Genomic DNA, 14,704 nt, shown 5'->3' with positions numbered 1-14,704 from the left:
GTTGATGCCTTTAGCAATGTTAAGAGTGGGTGAGACAGCCTGTATTAAAGAAATAGTTGGCGGTAGAACTGTAAAGGGTAAATTAACGGATTTAGGATTTGTAAGTGGTAAAAAAATTAAGATTCATAGGAGTTCAGGTGGACCACTGATTGTTGCTATTGGTGATAATCGTGTTGCACTGGGACGGGGAATGGCTCATAAAGTAATAGTAGATAAAGAAGGGTGTGAAAATTAATGGCTTTAAATAAAAGTAAGAGAAAAAATAATGAAGTTAAAATTGCTCTGGCTGGCAACCCCAATTCTGGAAAGACCACTATGTTTAACGAATTGACAGGGTCCAGACAGCATGTTGGTAACTGGCCAGGGGTAACAGTTGAAAAGAAAATGGGTAGAGCTTCCTATCAGAATTACTCACTGGAGGTTATTGATCTACCGGGTACATATTCTCTGGGAGCATATTCGGATGATGAGGTAGTGGCAAGAGATTTTTTGACTACAGGAGATTATGATGTCGTTTTGAATATTATTAACTCCTCTAATCTGGATCGAAATTTATATTTTACGGTTCAGCTTTTAGAAATGGGAGTAGATTTAATTGCCGTTTTAAATATGGCTGACGAAGCTGAGAAGAAGGGAATTAAAATCAACAAAAATAAACTTGCTAAGATGCTTGGCACACCGGTTGTAGAAACAGTTGCCAGTAGAGGTAGAGGGATTGATAAGCTTCTAAAAGAAACTGTTCAAAATCGAGATTTATCTGAGGCAGCTTTAAAAATTGATTACGGCAGTGAGATAGAGGATTTAATTGCTGAGGTTCTTTCAATGCTTAGAGAATTTAATTTTACCGATCAGATTAATCAGCGCTGGGCGGCAGTTAAATTAATTGAACATGATCCAGAAGCTGTAAAACTATTGGAGAGAGAAGTAGGAGCTTCTAAAGCCAAAAAGATTAAGAGCTTAATTGCAGGGAGAGAACTTAAAGCTGAAGATGATTTTGATAATATTATAATTGATAAAAAATATGAATTCATAAATCAAGTAATTGCTGAGAGTGTTAGCAGACCTGCATTTGATCAGGAACCAGAGAATATTTCTGATAAAATTGATAAAGTTATAACAAATAAATATCTTGGTATACCAATTTTCATGGTAGTGATGTGGAGCATTTTCAAATTCACTTTTACTCTGGGTGATCCACTTATTGGTTATATTGAAACTTTTTTTGAAGCTGCAGGTGGCTGGATTGGTAGTCTGCTGGCAGGTGCAGGAGTTTCTCCACTAATTTCTTCTTTTATTACTGATGGAATTATCGGTGGTGTAGGTTCTGTACTGGTTTTTATACCAAATATTTTTCTTTTATTCCTGGCAATAGGTATTTTAGAGGACAGCGGTTATATGTCAAGAGCTGCTTATGTTATGGATAAGGTAATGAGCAAACTAGGTCTGCATGGAAAGTCATTTATCCCGATGATTGTTGGTTTCGGCTGTAATGTACCCGGGGTAATGGCAACCAGAACCTTAGACAGCAAGCGAGATCGGATTATTTCTATTTTGATTAATCCTCTGATGTCCTGTTCAGCCAGATTACCTGTTTATGTAGTCTTTGCCGGCGCTTTGTTCCCCAATCATGCAGGCACAGTTGTTTTTTCCCTTTATGCACTGGGGATTGTAATGGCTGTAATAATGGCGGGAGTATTTAATAAAATATTATTTAAAGGTGAGAGATCACATTTTGTTATGGAATTACCGCCTTATAGAATTCCGACTTTAAAAGGTGTATTTATTCATATGTGGGAAAAAGTAGGTGCTTTTATCAAAAAAGCAGGAACAATTATTTTCTCAGTTGTAGTTTTAATCTGGGTCCTTGCTAATTTACCACTTGGAGTAGAATATGCTTCTGCAGAAAGTCTAATTGGTCAGTTTGGTCAGCTGATAGCTCCACTTTTCAAACCATTAGGATTTGGCAGCTGGCAGGCGGCATCTTCACTGGTTTTTGGTATCTTAGCTAAGGAGGTAGTTGTTGGTACACTTGGTGTAGTTTACGCAGCCGGAGAAGGGGGTTTGAGAGCAGCTTTAACAACTAATTTCAGCCCGCTGGCAGCATATTCATTCTTAACCATGGTACTTTTATATACTCCCTGTATAGCAACCCTGGGAGCAATTAAATCAGAAACTCAGAGCTGGAAATGGACACTGGTTACAGCTTCTTATCTTTTTGTTTTAGCCTGGATAGTAGCCTTTGTAGTTTATCAGGGTGGAATGCTAATTGGTTTAGGAGCTTAAATAAATTAAACTGAATTTAAGCAATTTAGCTTAAGGAGGTCATTATGGAGTATTTATTTTTAGGAGTTTTAGGTGTTGGTAGTCTTTATTATATAGGAAAGAAAATTTATGGTGGAATTAAAGGAACAGATAGCCCCTGTGCTGGCTGTAGTGATCAGAGCTGTCCGGTAGCAGGTGGTAAAGAATATAACTTCGATGATATTGTGATTGATGATTAATTTTTTTAGCTTTAAATCTGAGTACTTTAATCAAGAAACGCAGACCCGAACTTTAGCTTCAGGGTCTGCGTTTATAGTATTCTCAGTAATTTCTAAGCAGCAGTTATTGTTATACCGCCTGTTTTTGAACCATTATTTCTTCTTCAAATTGAGTGCTGTTAATCTTTTTGATATAAATACCCATAGTTACAACTGCAATTATAATTCCGGCTGTAACTGAGAAACTGTAAGGCAGCTGGAATCCCTCTGGTGCATAGAGAATATAGGTTGAAGAAACACCGGTCATAAAGAAAGCTGGAATAGAAGCAATCCAGTGGTTTTTACCATGTTTGGCAAGCCACATTGCTCCGGCCCATAATACAACCATAGCTACTGTCTGATTTGACCAGGCAAAATAGCGCCATAAAGCATCAAAGTTGATCTGAGATAAGGCTCCCCCGACAATAAAAATTGGGATAGCAAGAATCAATCTATTTTTAACAGATTTCTGTTCCAGTCCAAAAATATCAGATAGTGTTAATCGCACACTTCTAAAAGCAGTATCTCCAGAAGTAATTGGAGCTGCAATTACCCCAAGCATTGCCAATACTCCACCGACAACTCCCATCATTGTACCTGTAATTTCGTGAACAACTCCAGCCGGGCCACCAAGAGAAGCCAGAGCTTCATTTAAGCCGCCAGTTCCCTGGAAGAAAGTCATAGCTGCAGCTGCCCAGATTAAAGCAACAATACCCTCAGCAACCATAGCACCATAGAAAATTTTACGACCTTCTTTTTCATTTGTAGTACAGCGAGCCATAATTGGTGACTGGGTTGAATGGAAGCCACTGATTGCACCACAGGCAATGGTTACAAATAATAAGGGCCACATAGGTAATTCACCCGGATGCAGATTATTTAAAGCAATATTTGGAATGTTGTAATCTCCAAAGATCAAACCTCCCCCGACTCCCAGAGCCATAATTAAAAGTGCCAGTCCAAAGATAGGATATAATTTACCAATAATCTTGTCTACCGGTAGGAAAGTTGCAATAAAGTAGTAGCCAAGAATGATTATCAACCAGACATTAACTCCCATAAAACCCGGTGTTAGATTTGATAAAAGTAAAGCTGGTCCGGTCATGAAAACTGTTCCAACTAAAACCAGAAGTACAATACTAAAGACTCTCATGATCTGTCTGATTGTGCCCCCAAGATTTTCCCCGATAATCTCAGAAATTGAAGCTCCTCCCGAGCGAATAGAAAGCATTCCAGAAAGATAATCGTGGACACCACCAGCAAAAATCGTACCAAATACTATCCAGAGAAAAGCAGTTGGTCCCCATAAGGCACCGGCAATTGCTCCAAAAATTGGTCCCAGGCCGGCTATGTTTAAAAACTGAATTAAAAATGCCTTTTTCCAGTCCATTGCCATGTAGTCCACACCATCTTCCATTGTCACAGCAGGTGTCTCCCGTTTTTCTTCGGAACCAAAAATTCTGTCAACAATTTTCCCGTATGTAAAATACCCAATAATTAAAACAGCTAAAGAAATAAGAAAAGATGCCATAAAAATATAACCCCCTATAAGTTTTTTTAATACATTCTAATTATATCTGGATCCGGGGATTATAAAAGCTTTTTTAACTGAATTGCAAAAATATTATACTCAATTACATTATTTAAGATTTAAGAGTTTATTAATTTGATCAACTTTGGAGCGGCTAACCGGTATTTTGTGTTCTGAGTAATCTTCCATTAAGACCTGATATTTACCTTTAAACCAGGGAATAACAGCCTTAATGTGTTTTAAATTAACAATATAGCTTTTGTGAATTCGAAAAAATTGCTCAGGCAGCATCCGCTCTAACTCCTTTAGTTGAAAGCCAGTCATATAAGAATTTTTGTGGCAGTGAGCCCAAACTTTTTTCTCTCTGGTAGAAAAATAATAGATATCTTTAAAATCAAGCATTAAATAATAATCTTTTTCCATAACAGCAATTTTGTTTAAAGATTTGTCTCTTTTGTCGGGTCTTATGCTGGCAAATAAGTTTTCCAGCTGTTGATTTATGTTATTATTTTGTTTAATTTCTTTTTTTATTTTTATCAGGCTTTCTTTAAAACGCTGATCACTGATTGGTTTTAAAAGATAATCGACTGCTGCCAGCTGAAAGGCTTCTACGGCATATTCATCATAAGCGGTGGTAAAAACAATATAAGGAGAATTCTTTTTCTCTTTTAGTATTCTGGCTATTTCCATACCACTGATACCCGGAATTTTGATATCTAAAAAAAGCAGATCTACCTGATTTTTATTTAAAATTTCTAGAGCCTTTTTACCATCCCCTGCTTCAAATAGGACCTTAAAATCTTTTTCTTGATTTATTAAGTATTTTATTTCTTCTCTAGCTGGTTTTTCATCTTCTACAATCATTGTTTTGATCATCAATTGGCTTTTCTCCTCTCAAAAAGAAATTCTTTTGGGATTTTAATTATATTTTTTGTACCTGATTTGGAGTCTGATTCGATTTTAAAATTAGCTCTGCTGCCGTAAATGGAGTTCAGTCTTTCTATGACATTGTTCAGGCCAATTCGGTCATTCTGGCCTGCAAAAATAGCTTTTATCTTTTCTTTTTCGATTCCACTTCCACTGTCAGATACTGTGATAATTAAATTTTGATCATTTTCCACAGCCGAAATAATTATTTTCCCACCTTTTTCTTGGGGATGGATTCCGTGTTTAATAGAGTTTTCAATTAGAGGCTGAATGATAAAAGGAGGAATTACAGTGTCCATTAATTCAGCACTGATTTTCCATTCAACTGCAAGTCTTTTATCAAGTCTGGCTTTTTCGATACTCAAATAGTCACGGCAGAATTCAATTTCTTCTGCCAGAGTTATCTGGTGAACATCTCTTTTTAAAGTTCTTCTAAAAATACCGGCCAGTTTGATTAAAAGTTCTCGGGCCTGGTCAGGTTTTGTTCTACAGGAAGCAGCAATTGCATTTAGAGAATTAAAAAGAAAATGCGGGTTGATCTGAGCCTGCAGGGCTTTTAATTCTGCTTCACTTTTTAATTCTGCCTGTTTGGAAAGTTTGGCCAGTTTAATCTGTGTTGCCAGCAGATCGGCGATTCCTTCAGCCAGTTTAATATCTAAAACAGTAATTTTTTCTTTGCTGCGGTACAGTTTAAGCAGACCGTAAACACTATCCTTTATTTTGAGAGGGGTTATAACAGCATCTGTTAGCTGACAGTTATTATGATTACAATTAATATCTTTTTTATGATCGACAAGAATTGTCTTTTTTTCCTGCATTGCTCTGTGGCTGGCTTCAGTTTTTATTTTTTCTCCCCTACGGTGATGGTCTGCACCGAGGCCGGAGAAAGCCAGAATTTTTTCGGTGTCTGTAATTGCAACTGCATCTACCTGACTTTCCTTTTTAATCATAGAAATTATCTTGGCTGCAGAGTCTGAGTCAAGACCATTCTGCAGTAAAGGCAGTGAACGGTCAGCAATAGAGAGAACTTTTTCTGCCTGTAAAGCTCTTATTTTTTGGTTATCTTCTTTAACTTTGTTTAAAATACTAATAAAAATTGAGATTCCCAGACTGTTGCTTAAAATCATGGGAATAGCAATAATACCTACCAGTTCCAGAGCCAGATTTAAGGGGCGGCTGAAAATTATAACAATTATCATCTCAATAGTTAGAGCAGCAGCACCAATTAAAAAACCATTTTTAAAATTTATTTCATTTTTTTTATATTTTTTGTGAAATAGCCCTCCAATTAAGCCAGTAGTGGTAGTACCAATTGCACAGGCGAGAGCAGTAAACCCTCCCAGAGAAAATCGGTGCAGTCCTGCTATTAAACCGGCGCTCATTCCTACTAATGGTCCACCTAGAAGACCGGCCATTAAAGCACCGATGGCTCTAATATTTGCATAAGCATCCATAATAATAATACCAAGAAAGGTACCCAAAATGGAAAGCACGGCAAAAAAGATAGTTAAAAATATTTTTTCATAACGATTAAAATTCTCTGAAAAAACGTGTTTAACACTGCTGAGACGGCTTAAAATATAGGCAAAAGTTACTATTACACTCATACTTTTAAATAAAGTAAATAATAATTCCAGGATTCTGTTGTTATACATACTGCACTCCTTTAAAAAGACTGATATTTTTATAAATAAATTAATAATTATCTAAGTAAATAATACTACAATAAATTTACTTATTCAAATAGTGGAAAAAATTGCTGGTTTTTGATAAAGGTTTGTAACTAAATTTGACTATAAGCAGCTTTTAAATGCCTGAAATTATAAGCGATTGCTATTAAGCAACTGACTTGATATAATTAAATTTAAAGTAAATAATTGATAAAATTTAGTTTTATATATTCTGGAGGGATAAGAATGAGTGAAGAAAAGACTCGTTATGAGTCAGGTAGAAGGATTTCTATAATAAGTCTAATCAGTAATAGTTTACTTGCTTTGTTAAAGATATTGATTGGTTTTTTTGCCAGCAGTACAGCTTTGATTGCAGATGGTTTTCATTCTGTTTCGGATATGGCTTCTACAATTATTGTAATGATCAGTATAAAATTTTCGGAGACTCCGGCTGATAAAAATCATCCCTATGGACACGAAAAGGCTGAAGCTCTTGGGACAAATATTCTGGCTGTTATTTTAATCTTAACGGCTGTTTTCCTTGGCCGGGATGCATTTTTGACAATATTAAGTGGAAACATAGCTGAACCGGGAAGTTGGGCACTGGTTGCAGCATTTATTTCTATAGTTGTGAAAGAAGTTCTTTACCGTTATACAATTAAAATAGGTAGGGAAATAAAAAGTAAAGGTCTGATTGCAGATGCTCATCATCACCGTTCTGATGCTTTTTCATCTATTGCAGCTCTGATCGGTATTGGTGGCGCCAAACTGGGTTTTAGATTTCTTGATCCTCTTGCTGGTCTGGTAGTGGCATTTTTAATTTTAAAAGTTGGTTATGAGATAATGCGGGACACATCCTATGAATTAATGGATGGCAGGCCTGCTAAAGATAAAATTGAGGAAATTAGAGAACTGGCAGACTCGATTGAAGGGGTAATGGGAATTTATGATATTAAATTGCGCAGTTATGGCCCCAGTTATATTGTAGATTTAAAGATTGTTGTCAAGGATCAGCTCTCTGTAGTTGAGGGACACAATATAGCCTGTCAGGTGGAGAATGAAATTATCGATAATAGTGATAATATTAAAGATGTAATGGTTCATGTCGATCCAGCTTCTATCCATTAAAATTGAGCAACAGATTTGAATTAATACAGGGGAGAATAAAATTTTGTTAAAAATAGTTATAGTTATAAATGATGTAATAGAAAAAAATAAAGTCAAATCACATCTTAATCGTGCTAAAAGAAAGTTCACCGGGATAGAATTTGAACTGGTAAAGGAGTTTGATGATAACCGTCAGGCTGTAAATTTTCTTTATCAGAATCCTGATATTGATATTTTGATTATTGAAAATGCAATAGGAGAAATTTTTTCTGGAATTGATTTAATCACTCTTGCAGAGAGTGAATTTCCAAATACTGGCGTAATTCTTTTAACTGGACCCGGTGAAGAACTAAATTTAGAGCAGTGTAGTGTTAATAATTTGCATTCCATAATCAAAAAAAGAGAAGATTACAGGATTTTTAAAGAAAATCTACTGCTGGCTCTTTTAAAACAGCGTCTAAAAAATAAAGAGCAGAGGAAAGCAAAAGAAAGATTAAATGATTACCGAACAATTATTGATCATACACATGATGCTATTTTTTTACTTGAAGTTGACTGTGATGAAAATATCTATTATAAAAGAATTAATGGTACTCATCAGCGCTTAACCGCTATGAGTAATGAAGAAATTAAAGGGAAAAAAGCGGAAGAAATTTTTAAGGAAGAGGTAGCTCAGAAACTGGAAGCAAATTACCGGCGATGTTTGCGCAAAAAAAGCCGGATAAATTATACAGAGAAAATCAAGTTTCCGGCCGGCAAAAAATTCTGGCAAACCACTTTATATCCAGTTGTAAGAAACGGAAGAGTAGAAGAAATAGTGGGTGCTTCTTATGATATTACTGATATGGAAGCCAAACAGCAGAGATTGGATTATATGAAAAGACATGACAGGCTGACCGGTCTTTATAACAAAGAATATTTTAATCAGTTATTTGAAGAATTAAATAAAAATGAAAAAGATGATTTAGCCTTAATCATGCTCAATGTTGAGAACTTTCATTTAATAAATAAGATTTTTAGCTGTCAAAAGGGAGATCAGATTCTAAAAGAAATTGCTTCCATCCTGGCTCAAATCTCGGATAATAATAAAATAGCAGCTCATCTATGTGCAGATCATTTTGCAGTCATTTTGAAAAATCAGAGTTTGCTTGAAATAGAAGAAACTCTTAATTTTATCAAAAAAGAAGTGGCAAAACTTAATATTAAAGGGATTTATATTGATGTTGATGCAGTATTTCTTGAAAAAACAAATGATAAAATTAGTGCCCGAGATTTTTTTAATGATGGAGTTGCAAAAATTAATTTAAAGAGATATAAAACAAGTAAGGAAAGTAATTTTTACTGTTCTTTAGTAAATTATATAAAGAAGGATAATTATAAAAAACTGAGACAGAATAATCAACTCATAGAATTAACTCGAGAAACTGCAGATTTTTTTGAATTAAGTAAACAGGAAAAGAAAAAAATGATGCTTTTAGCCGGCCATCATGATCTTGGCAAACTGGCTCTGGACAAGAATATTCTTAAAAAAGGTGAAAAATTTACGGCTAAAGAATGGCATGAGTATCAAAAGCACGTTCTGATTTCTGCAAATTTTGTTAGTTACTATCATGATCTGGCTGAAATAACAAATTTAGTATTAGCCCATCATGAACATTTTGATGGTACAGGCTGGCCTAAAGGTTTAAAAGGGGAAGAAATACCTTATTTAAGCAGGCTGTTTGCAGTAATTAATTTTTATAGCAATTTAAATTCAAATCTATATTTCCCTTTACTTCAAAATAAGTATTATTTTGGAGCTTTAGAAGACAGAGAAATTATAAAAGAGTTAAAATATTACCAGGGAAAACTTTTTGATCCCCAAATTGTGGATAAATTTATTTTATTCCTTAAAGACCTGGATTGAGTGGATAATTACAGCTCAGACGACAGTTATCCACAAACTACCCACAAAACAGGTGTTTTATCCACAGTTGTTAACAATTAATCAACAAAAATTGTGGATTAAATACCGCAGTTACCAACAACTTATCCACAAATTGTGGATATTAAAAATGATTATTATTTATAATAAGCTTAAATAAATTTTATTCAGAAGCAAATCAGATTTAAAATATAAAATTTATAAGGAGGTTAAAATGAGAAAATTTTCGCGAATTAAATCGAGTGAGATTGGTCATACTCCTGGAACTTTGCATGGAATTGAAGAAGAAATCAATGCCGAAATAGAAATAATTCAGTTTAATGAAGAAACAGTAAAAAGAAAAGCTACTGAAAAATTTACACTTTCTTTAATTGAGTCAGGTTTTATAAACTGGATCAATATTACTGGAATTCATGATGTTGAACTTGTTAAAGAAGTAGGAGAAGCGATTGATCTGCATCCACTAACATTAGAGGATATTACAAACACCAGACAGCGTCCAAAAAAGGAAGAATTTGATAATTATATTATTACAATTCTCGATATGTTAAGCTATCAGGGAGAATATATCCAGTCAGAACAGGTAAGTTTAATTTTGCTGGAAAATACAATTATCACTTTTCAGGAAGCTCATGGTGATGATTTTAATCCTGTGCGAGTTAGAATAGAAGAAAATAAAGGCCAGATTAGAAAAAAAGGTGCAGACTATTTATATTATGCTTTACTTGATGCAATAGTAGATAATTATTTTAATATTTTAGAAAGAAATGAAGAGGTATTGGAAGATTTAGATGACCTGGTAGTTGCAGCTAAAACTGGCCCTGATACTTTAGAGATAATTCAGAACTTAAAACAGGAAATTGTTTTTCTCCGTAAAACTATCTGGCCTTTAAACACGATTTTTGGTAATCTTTACCGGGTTGAATCACCTTTATTGTCTAAAGAAACCGACTATTATTTGCGTGATGTGTATGATCATATTGGTCAGTTGATGGATGAAATTGATGTGGCGCGTGATATGCTTTCCAGTATGCTGGATATTTATCTTTCTAATAAAAGTAACAAAATGAATGAGGTCATGCAGTTTTTAACCGTAATTTCAACAATTTTTATTCCCCTAACGTTTATTGCCGGAGTTTATGGAATGAATTTTAAATTTATGCCGGAGCTTGATTACAAAATTGCCTATCCTGCGGTAATGTTCTTAATGTTAATTATTGCAGTGGTGCAGTTAATTTATTTTAAGAGGAAAAAATGGCTTTAGATCTACTAGCAATTATTTCCGCGGCAGGAACAGGGGCAGTAACCGGCTATTTAACAAACAATCTGGCTTTAAAAATGATTTTCAAAGAGTATGGCCCACTTGGGGGAGTGGTAATTAAGACTAAGGATGAGTTTATTGACAGTATCTCCGAGCTTGTAGAGAGAGATCTGATTAATCATCATACTCTTGAGGAAGAATTTTCGCGTCCGGAATTTAAAGAAAATTTTGCTCGAAGTTTAAGTGATTTTCTAAATATCTATCTAGATCAGAGAACTGAATCCAGTCTGTTAAGTGATATTCCAGCCTGGAAAGAAAACTACGAACTTTTTGCTTCACTGCTTGGCAGTAGTTCAGTTGAGATTATGCAGAAGAGTACTGAGAAATTAACTGAGGAGAAACTGGAAAAAATAATTGCTCAACCTGAGCTGCAGGCTTTACTGAAGCAAATATATCTTAAGATTATAAATGAGGCAGAGAATAAAAACAGTCTAAAAAATATTAGTTCCGGGCTCTATCAGGAACTTAAAAATAAAAGAATAGATCAGCTTTTAAGTAAAGAAATTCAGCTTAAGTTAAAAGATTTTATCAAAGAAATAATTAGTTATTTTGCTGAAAATTATCAGAGTCTGGATCAGGAAAATAAAGCTGAATTTAAAGAAAAAATATTTGACCTTTTTAATCTGGAGTCTCTGGTCAGGGACTTAATGACAGAATTAAAAGAAATTAAAGTTGGTGATATATTTAAGAAAAAAGAAGAACTGGAGAAGTTGAGGCAGAACAAACTTCTGCAGCAGACTCTGAATGAGATCCTCTTGAATTTTAAAATTGAAATTGATAATTCTGATTTAAAGATTGCAGATTTATTAACTGAAGAACTGGAAGACTCTCTGCTCACAGACCTGGCTGCGGTTATTAGTAAATCAGAAGATGAGATTTTAGCACTGCTGACTGCTGAGGAAGAAGAGCTAAATAGTCTCATTTTAGAGGCTGTAGAAGCAGAAATTGAGGCAAGCAGCGGGTTTAAAGCTATGAGTCGCCAGGGTATTTACAGTAAGTATCAGGAGAACATAGAAGATTATGGTTTTCCTATTGCACATTTAAAGAGTTATATTTCAGAAAAGATTAATTCTGATAACCGACAGCTGGCAGAAACAGCTCTCGCGAAAATTAAAGACTATAAATTAAAGCAGCTGCTTAGAGGAATTGAATTTAAGGATATTTCGCTAAAATTAGAAAATATTATCTGGGATTTTTATCAGGTGAATCAGGATAAAAAAGTTATTGATCTTTTTTCAGAAGAACTTTTTCAGCAGCAGGTGATTGAAGACAAATTAACTGATCTTATTTTTTCTTTAATCAAAAAACTGGGAAGTTCTCCGGATTCAGTTGATATGCTGCTTGACTATTTGGCTGGATTTGAAATGCAGGATTTGATTAGCGAAGAGAATTTAATTAAAAAAGTGGAAGCTAACTCGGGACTAATTTATCAGCAGTTACGGCAGAATGATTTTGTAACTAAGGAGTTAAGTAAGTATCTAAATGATGAATTTTTTGCTCTGCTTAATTCGGAATTAAATCTTGGCCAGGATGGGTTTAAACAGGAAGCGGCAAATTACTTTAAAGAGGTGGAGAAAAATTTTGCCGACAGAGAATTAAAAGATCTTTATCAATTATTTAAGGGAGAGGATACTGTTGTTAAGTTAACTGATTCAATTACAACTTTCTTTTATAATAATTTACCTGAGCTGATAGAAGGTCGAGTAGCTCAGGCAGCAGCAGCGAATCTACATCAGCTATCTGATCAGGAAGTTCAGCAGGCGATTGAAGATTTTATGGGGAAAGAACTAAAGCCAATTACTTATTTAGGTGCACTTTTAGGTGCTGGAGCCGGCTTGCTATTTTCTTTTAGTGGGGCGGAGGCGGCGATTTTTAATTCTGCTCCCATCTGGCTTAATTACTTGACTGCTGCAGTTTTGTATGGTGGTGTGGGCTGGTTGACAAATGTACTTGCTATCTGGATGATTTTTCATCCTTATGAGGAAAAGCGAATTGGCACTATTCAGCTTCCATTTACCCCTGGAGTTGTGGCTAAAAACCGGAGTCGCTTTGCTGATTCTATGGGAAAATTTGTGGAAAAAGAACTGCTTAAAGCCGATTCGGCAGCAGAGATAATTGAAAATAATCGCAGTCAGATTAAAGAAACTATACTTGGATATTTTGAGCAGAATGATTATCAGCATTTTTTCGATTTAATTAAAGATAATAATGAGTTTCTGGCAGCTGAAGTATTTGCCAAAATTGATGAGATAATTTTAAATCTTGATTCAGATGATTTAACAAGACTTAAGGGTCCTTTTAATCAAAAACTAAACCAATTTTTGGATAAAAAGCTCTCTCAAATTAATTTTGTAGAAATGAGTAAAGATTATTTTGCAGATAACGAATTAGATTTTAGCGGGCTGCAGGACAGGCTTATTTCAAAGCTTGATTTAAGTAAGATAATTAAAGCTGCAGGCGGCAAATTTGACTTTGAGCTTAATTCTGCTCAATTAAAAAATCTGCTGCAGAATAAGGAATTGTATCCTTTTATGAAATTTATTATTCCCGAACTTCTAAATACAGATCTCAATTATGATTTTCAGGCCAGATTGCGACAGATTTTGGAAACTAATTCTGAATATTTTCTGGACCAGGGGATTGATTTAATCGACAGCCAGCAGCAAAAAATAGCTCAGCTGATTAATTTCAAAAAAGATGAGATTATTGAGGCAGAAAAAGAGAAAAAAGGTGGACTTTTAAAAAACACTCTGATTTCGGGAGCTATTTATATGGCGGATCTGGATGAATTTGTCGATTCTGTAACAGCAAGGGTTTTTAAGCGATTAAGAGAGGAATATTTTGTAGAAAAAAGATCCAGGTTAAAAGAACTTTATTTCAAATTACTGCAAATAATAGATGAGAGTGAGCTTTTAAGTAATGAAAAAATAGCATTAAGTCAGCTCTTAACCAATTTATCTGCCTCCCCTCGGGGATCCCAGCTAATAACAGAGGTTCTTTATCTGAGTGAAGCCGAAATTAATGAGCTGCTCGAAAAATGTTTGAAGGCTGAACAAGAGGGGTTAATGAACTTTAAGCTGGAAATAAAGGCAGCTAATCTTGAATATTTAGTTAATCAGAACTTAAAGCTGGAGCAAAAATTACAGCTGCTGTTGAATTTAAAAAGTCTGCTTACAGCAGAAGTAATTGAAGACGAGATAGCTCAGCTTTTAGCTGAGACTGATCTTCAGGAAGTTAATAAAGAACTCAGAGAACTAATTAATAGCTTAGATTTGATTTCTTTAGACTTAGAAAATGATCAGCAGTTAAAAGAAATATTAAATAAGCTTTCAGAATTAATTAATAATCCGGAGTTAAAGCAGGTGATTTTAACTCAGACAGCGTCAGATATTAGTGAGGGAGCAGTTATTCTGGAAGAAAAGCTGGACAGAGAAAGCTTGAAATACCTACTGGAATTATTTATAGAAAGTGGTGTTGATAGCTTTAAGGCTAATTCCGAATCTTTGCTCAGAAGTTTGGAGCTGAAGAAACTAACAGCCGAAGAAGTAAGAAAAATGAATCCGGCAGAGATTGAGGAAGTTTTTGATAGTTTTGCCGGCAGATATTTTACTCATCTTAAACAGTATGGCTGGTTTGGTGGTATTTTTGGTCTGCTGCAGCTTTTAATTAGAAGTATAGTTTAAAAAAGCAAAAAGAGGTGATAAA

General features: G+C 34.7%; 10 protein-coding genes. 7 read left to right on the top strand and 3 right to left on the bottom strand.

Annotation, left to right across the window (positions count from 1 at the left end; genetic code table 11):
• The first annotated feature begins 4 nt into the window (after positions 1-4).
• From DFR80_RS00835 to DFR80_RS15245, 3 genes are read left to right on the top strand one after another with little or no spacing between them, the layout of a single operon-like run.
• Positions 5-235, top strand: coding sequence for a FeoA family protein (locus DFR80_RS00835; RefSeq protein ID WP_084566176.1), 231 nt, complete (start codon positions 5-7; stop codon positions 233-235).
• The gene (gene feoB, locus DFR80_RS00830; protein ID WP_114488931.1) at positions 235-2,283 is read left to right on the top strand and encodes a ferrous iron transport protein B; all 2,049 of its coding nucleotides are present in this window, start codon (positions 235-237) and stop codon (positions 2,281-2,283) included. Before DFR80_RS00835 ends, feoB begins: the two co-directional genes overlap by 1 nt.
• A gap of 44 nt (positions 2,284-2,327) precedes the next feature.
• Positions 2,328-2,501 carry a hypothetical protein gene (locus DFR80_RS15245; protein WP_199505744.1) on the top strand — a complete coding sequence of 58 codons (174 nt, stop codon included), beginning with the start codon at positions 2,328-2,330 and terminating at the stop codon, positions 2,499-2,501.
• Positions 2,502-2,610: 109 nt separating this feature from the next.
• Here the strand turns inward: DFR80_RS15245 and DFR80_RS00825 are convergent, their stop codons facing one another.
• The 3 genes from DFR80_RS00825 to DFR80_RS00815 all read right to left on the bottom strand — a co-directional run bounded on the left by DFR80_RS00825 (position 2,611) and on the right by DFR80_RS00815 (position 6,632).
• Positions 2,611-4,050: a carbon starvation protein A gene (locus DFR80_RS00825; protein WP_114488930.1), complete on the bottom strand. Its 1,440-nt coding sequence runs from the start codon at positions 4,048-4,050 to the stop codon at positions 2,611-2,613.
• A gap of 108 nt (positions 4,051-4,158) precedes the next feature.
• Complete coding sequence (locus tag DFR80_RS00820) at positions 4,159-4,926, bottom strand: LytTR family DNA-binding domain-containing protein (RefSeq protein WP_114489023.1); 768 nt, start codon at positions 4,924-4,926, stop codon at positions 4,159-4,161.
• Positions 4,926-6,632 carry a LytS/YhcK type 5TM receptor domain-containing protein gene (locus DFR80_RS00815; RefSeq protein WP_076545473.1) on the bottom strand — a complete coding sequence of 569 codons (1,707 nt, stop codon included), beginning with the start codon at positions 6,630-6,632 and terminating at the stop codon, positions 4,926-4,928. The genes DFR80_RS00820 and DFR80_RS00815 overlap by 1 nt, the downstream gene beginning before the upstream one ends.
• A gap of 261 nt (positions 6,633-6,893) precedes the next feature.
• Here DFR80_RS00815 and DFR80_RS00810 point away from each other — a divergent pair, with 261 nt between their 5' ends.
• The 4 genes from DFR80_RS00810 (at position 6,894) to DFR80_RS00795 (ending at position 14,682) form a co-directional block, all read left to right on the top strand.
• Positions 6,894-7,775 (top strand): cation diffusion facilitator family transporter, encoded by an 882-nt coding sequence (locus DFR80_RS00810; RefSeq protein ID WP_114488929.1) that lies wholly within the window; start codon positions 6,894-6,896, stop codon positions 7,773-7,775.
• Between the two features lie 43 nt (positions 7,776-7,818).
• Entirely contained in the window at positions 7,819-9,660 is a 1,842-nt protein-coding gene (locus DFR80_RS00805) for an HD domain-containing phosphohydrolase (protein WP_114488928.1), read from the top strand.
• A 232-nt stretch (positions 9,661-9,892) separates the two neighbouring features.
• Positions 9,893-10,942, top strand: coding sequence for a magnesium/cobalt transporter CorA (gene corA / locus DFR80_RS00800; RefSeq protein ID WP_076545476.1), 1,050 nt, complete (start codon positions 9,893-9,895; stop codon positions 10,940-10,942).
• Complete coding sequence (locus tag DFR80_RS00795) at positions 10,933-14,682, top strand: DUF445 family protein (protein ID WP_114488927.1); 3,750 nt, start codon at positions 10,933-10,935, stop codon at positions 14,680-14,682. The genes corA and DFR80_RS00795 overlap by 10 nt, the downstream gene beginning before the upstream one ends.
• Positions 14,683-14,704 lie beyond the last annotated feature (22 nt).

The sequence above is a fragment of the Halanaerobium sp. ST460_2HS_T2 genome (genome assembly GCF_003337665.1).
Classification (GTDB): Bacteria; Bacillota; Halanaerobiia; order Halanaerobiales; family Halanaerobiaceae; genus Halanaerobium; species Halanaerobium kushneri.
This window is presented reverse-complemented; position numbering and strand designations above follow the sequence as displayed.

What these genes read in the sequence shown, in the direction of transcription:
- DFR80_RS00825 (WP_114488930.1), bottom strand. Translation starts at nt 4,050, where the DNA reads ATGGCATCTTTTCTTATTTCTTTAGCTGTTTTAATTATTGGGTATTTT.
- DFR80_RS00815 (WP_076545473.1), bottom strand. Translation starts at nt 6,632, where the DNA reads ATGTATAACAACAGAATCCTGGAATTATTATTTACTTTATTTAAAAGT.
- DFR80_RS00835 (WP_084566176.1), top strand. Translation starts at nt 5, where the DNA reads ATGCCTTTAGCAATGTTAAGAGTGGGTGAGACAGCCTGTATTAAAGAA.
- feoB (WP_114488931.1), top strand. Translation starts at nt 235, where the DNA reads ATGGCTTTAAATAAAAGTAAGAGAAAAAATAATGAAGTTAAAATTGCT.
- DFR80_RS00820 (WP_114489023.1), bottom strand. Translation starts at nt 4,926, where the DNA reads ATGATCAAAACAATGATTGTAGAAGATGAAAAACCAGCTAGAGAAGAA.
- DFR80_RS00810 (WP_114488929.1), top strand. Translation starts at nt 6,894, where the DNA reads ATGAGTGAAGAAAAGACTCGTTATGAGTCAGGTAGAAGGATTTCTATA.
- DFR80_RS15245 (WP_199505744.1), top strand. Translation starts at nt 2,328, where the DNA reads ATGGAGTATTTATTTTTAGGAGTTTTAGGTGTTGGTAGTCTTTATTAT.
- DFR80_RS00795 (WP_114488927.1), top strand. Translation starts at nt 10,933, where the DNA reads ATGGCTTTAGATCTACTAGCAATTATTTCCGCGGCAGGAACAGGGGCA.
- corA (WP_076545476.1), top strand. Translation starts at nt 9,893, where the DNA reads ATGAGAAAATTTTCGCGAATTAAATCGAGTGAGATTGGTCATACTCCT.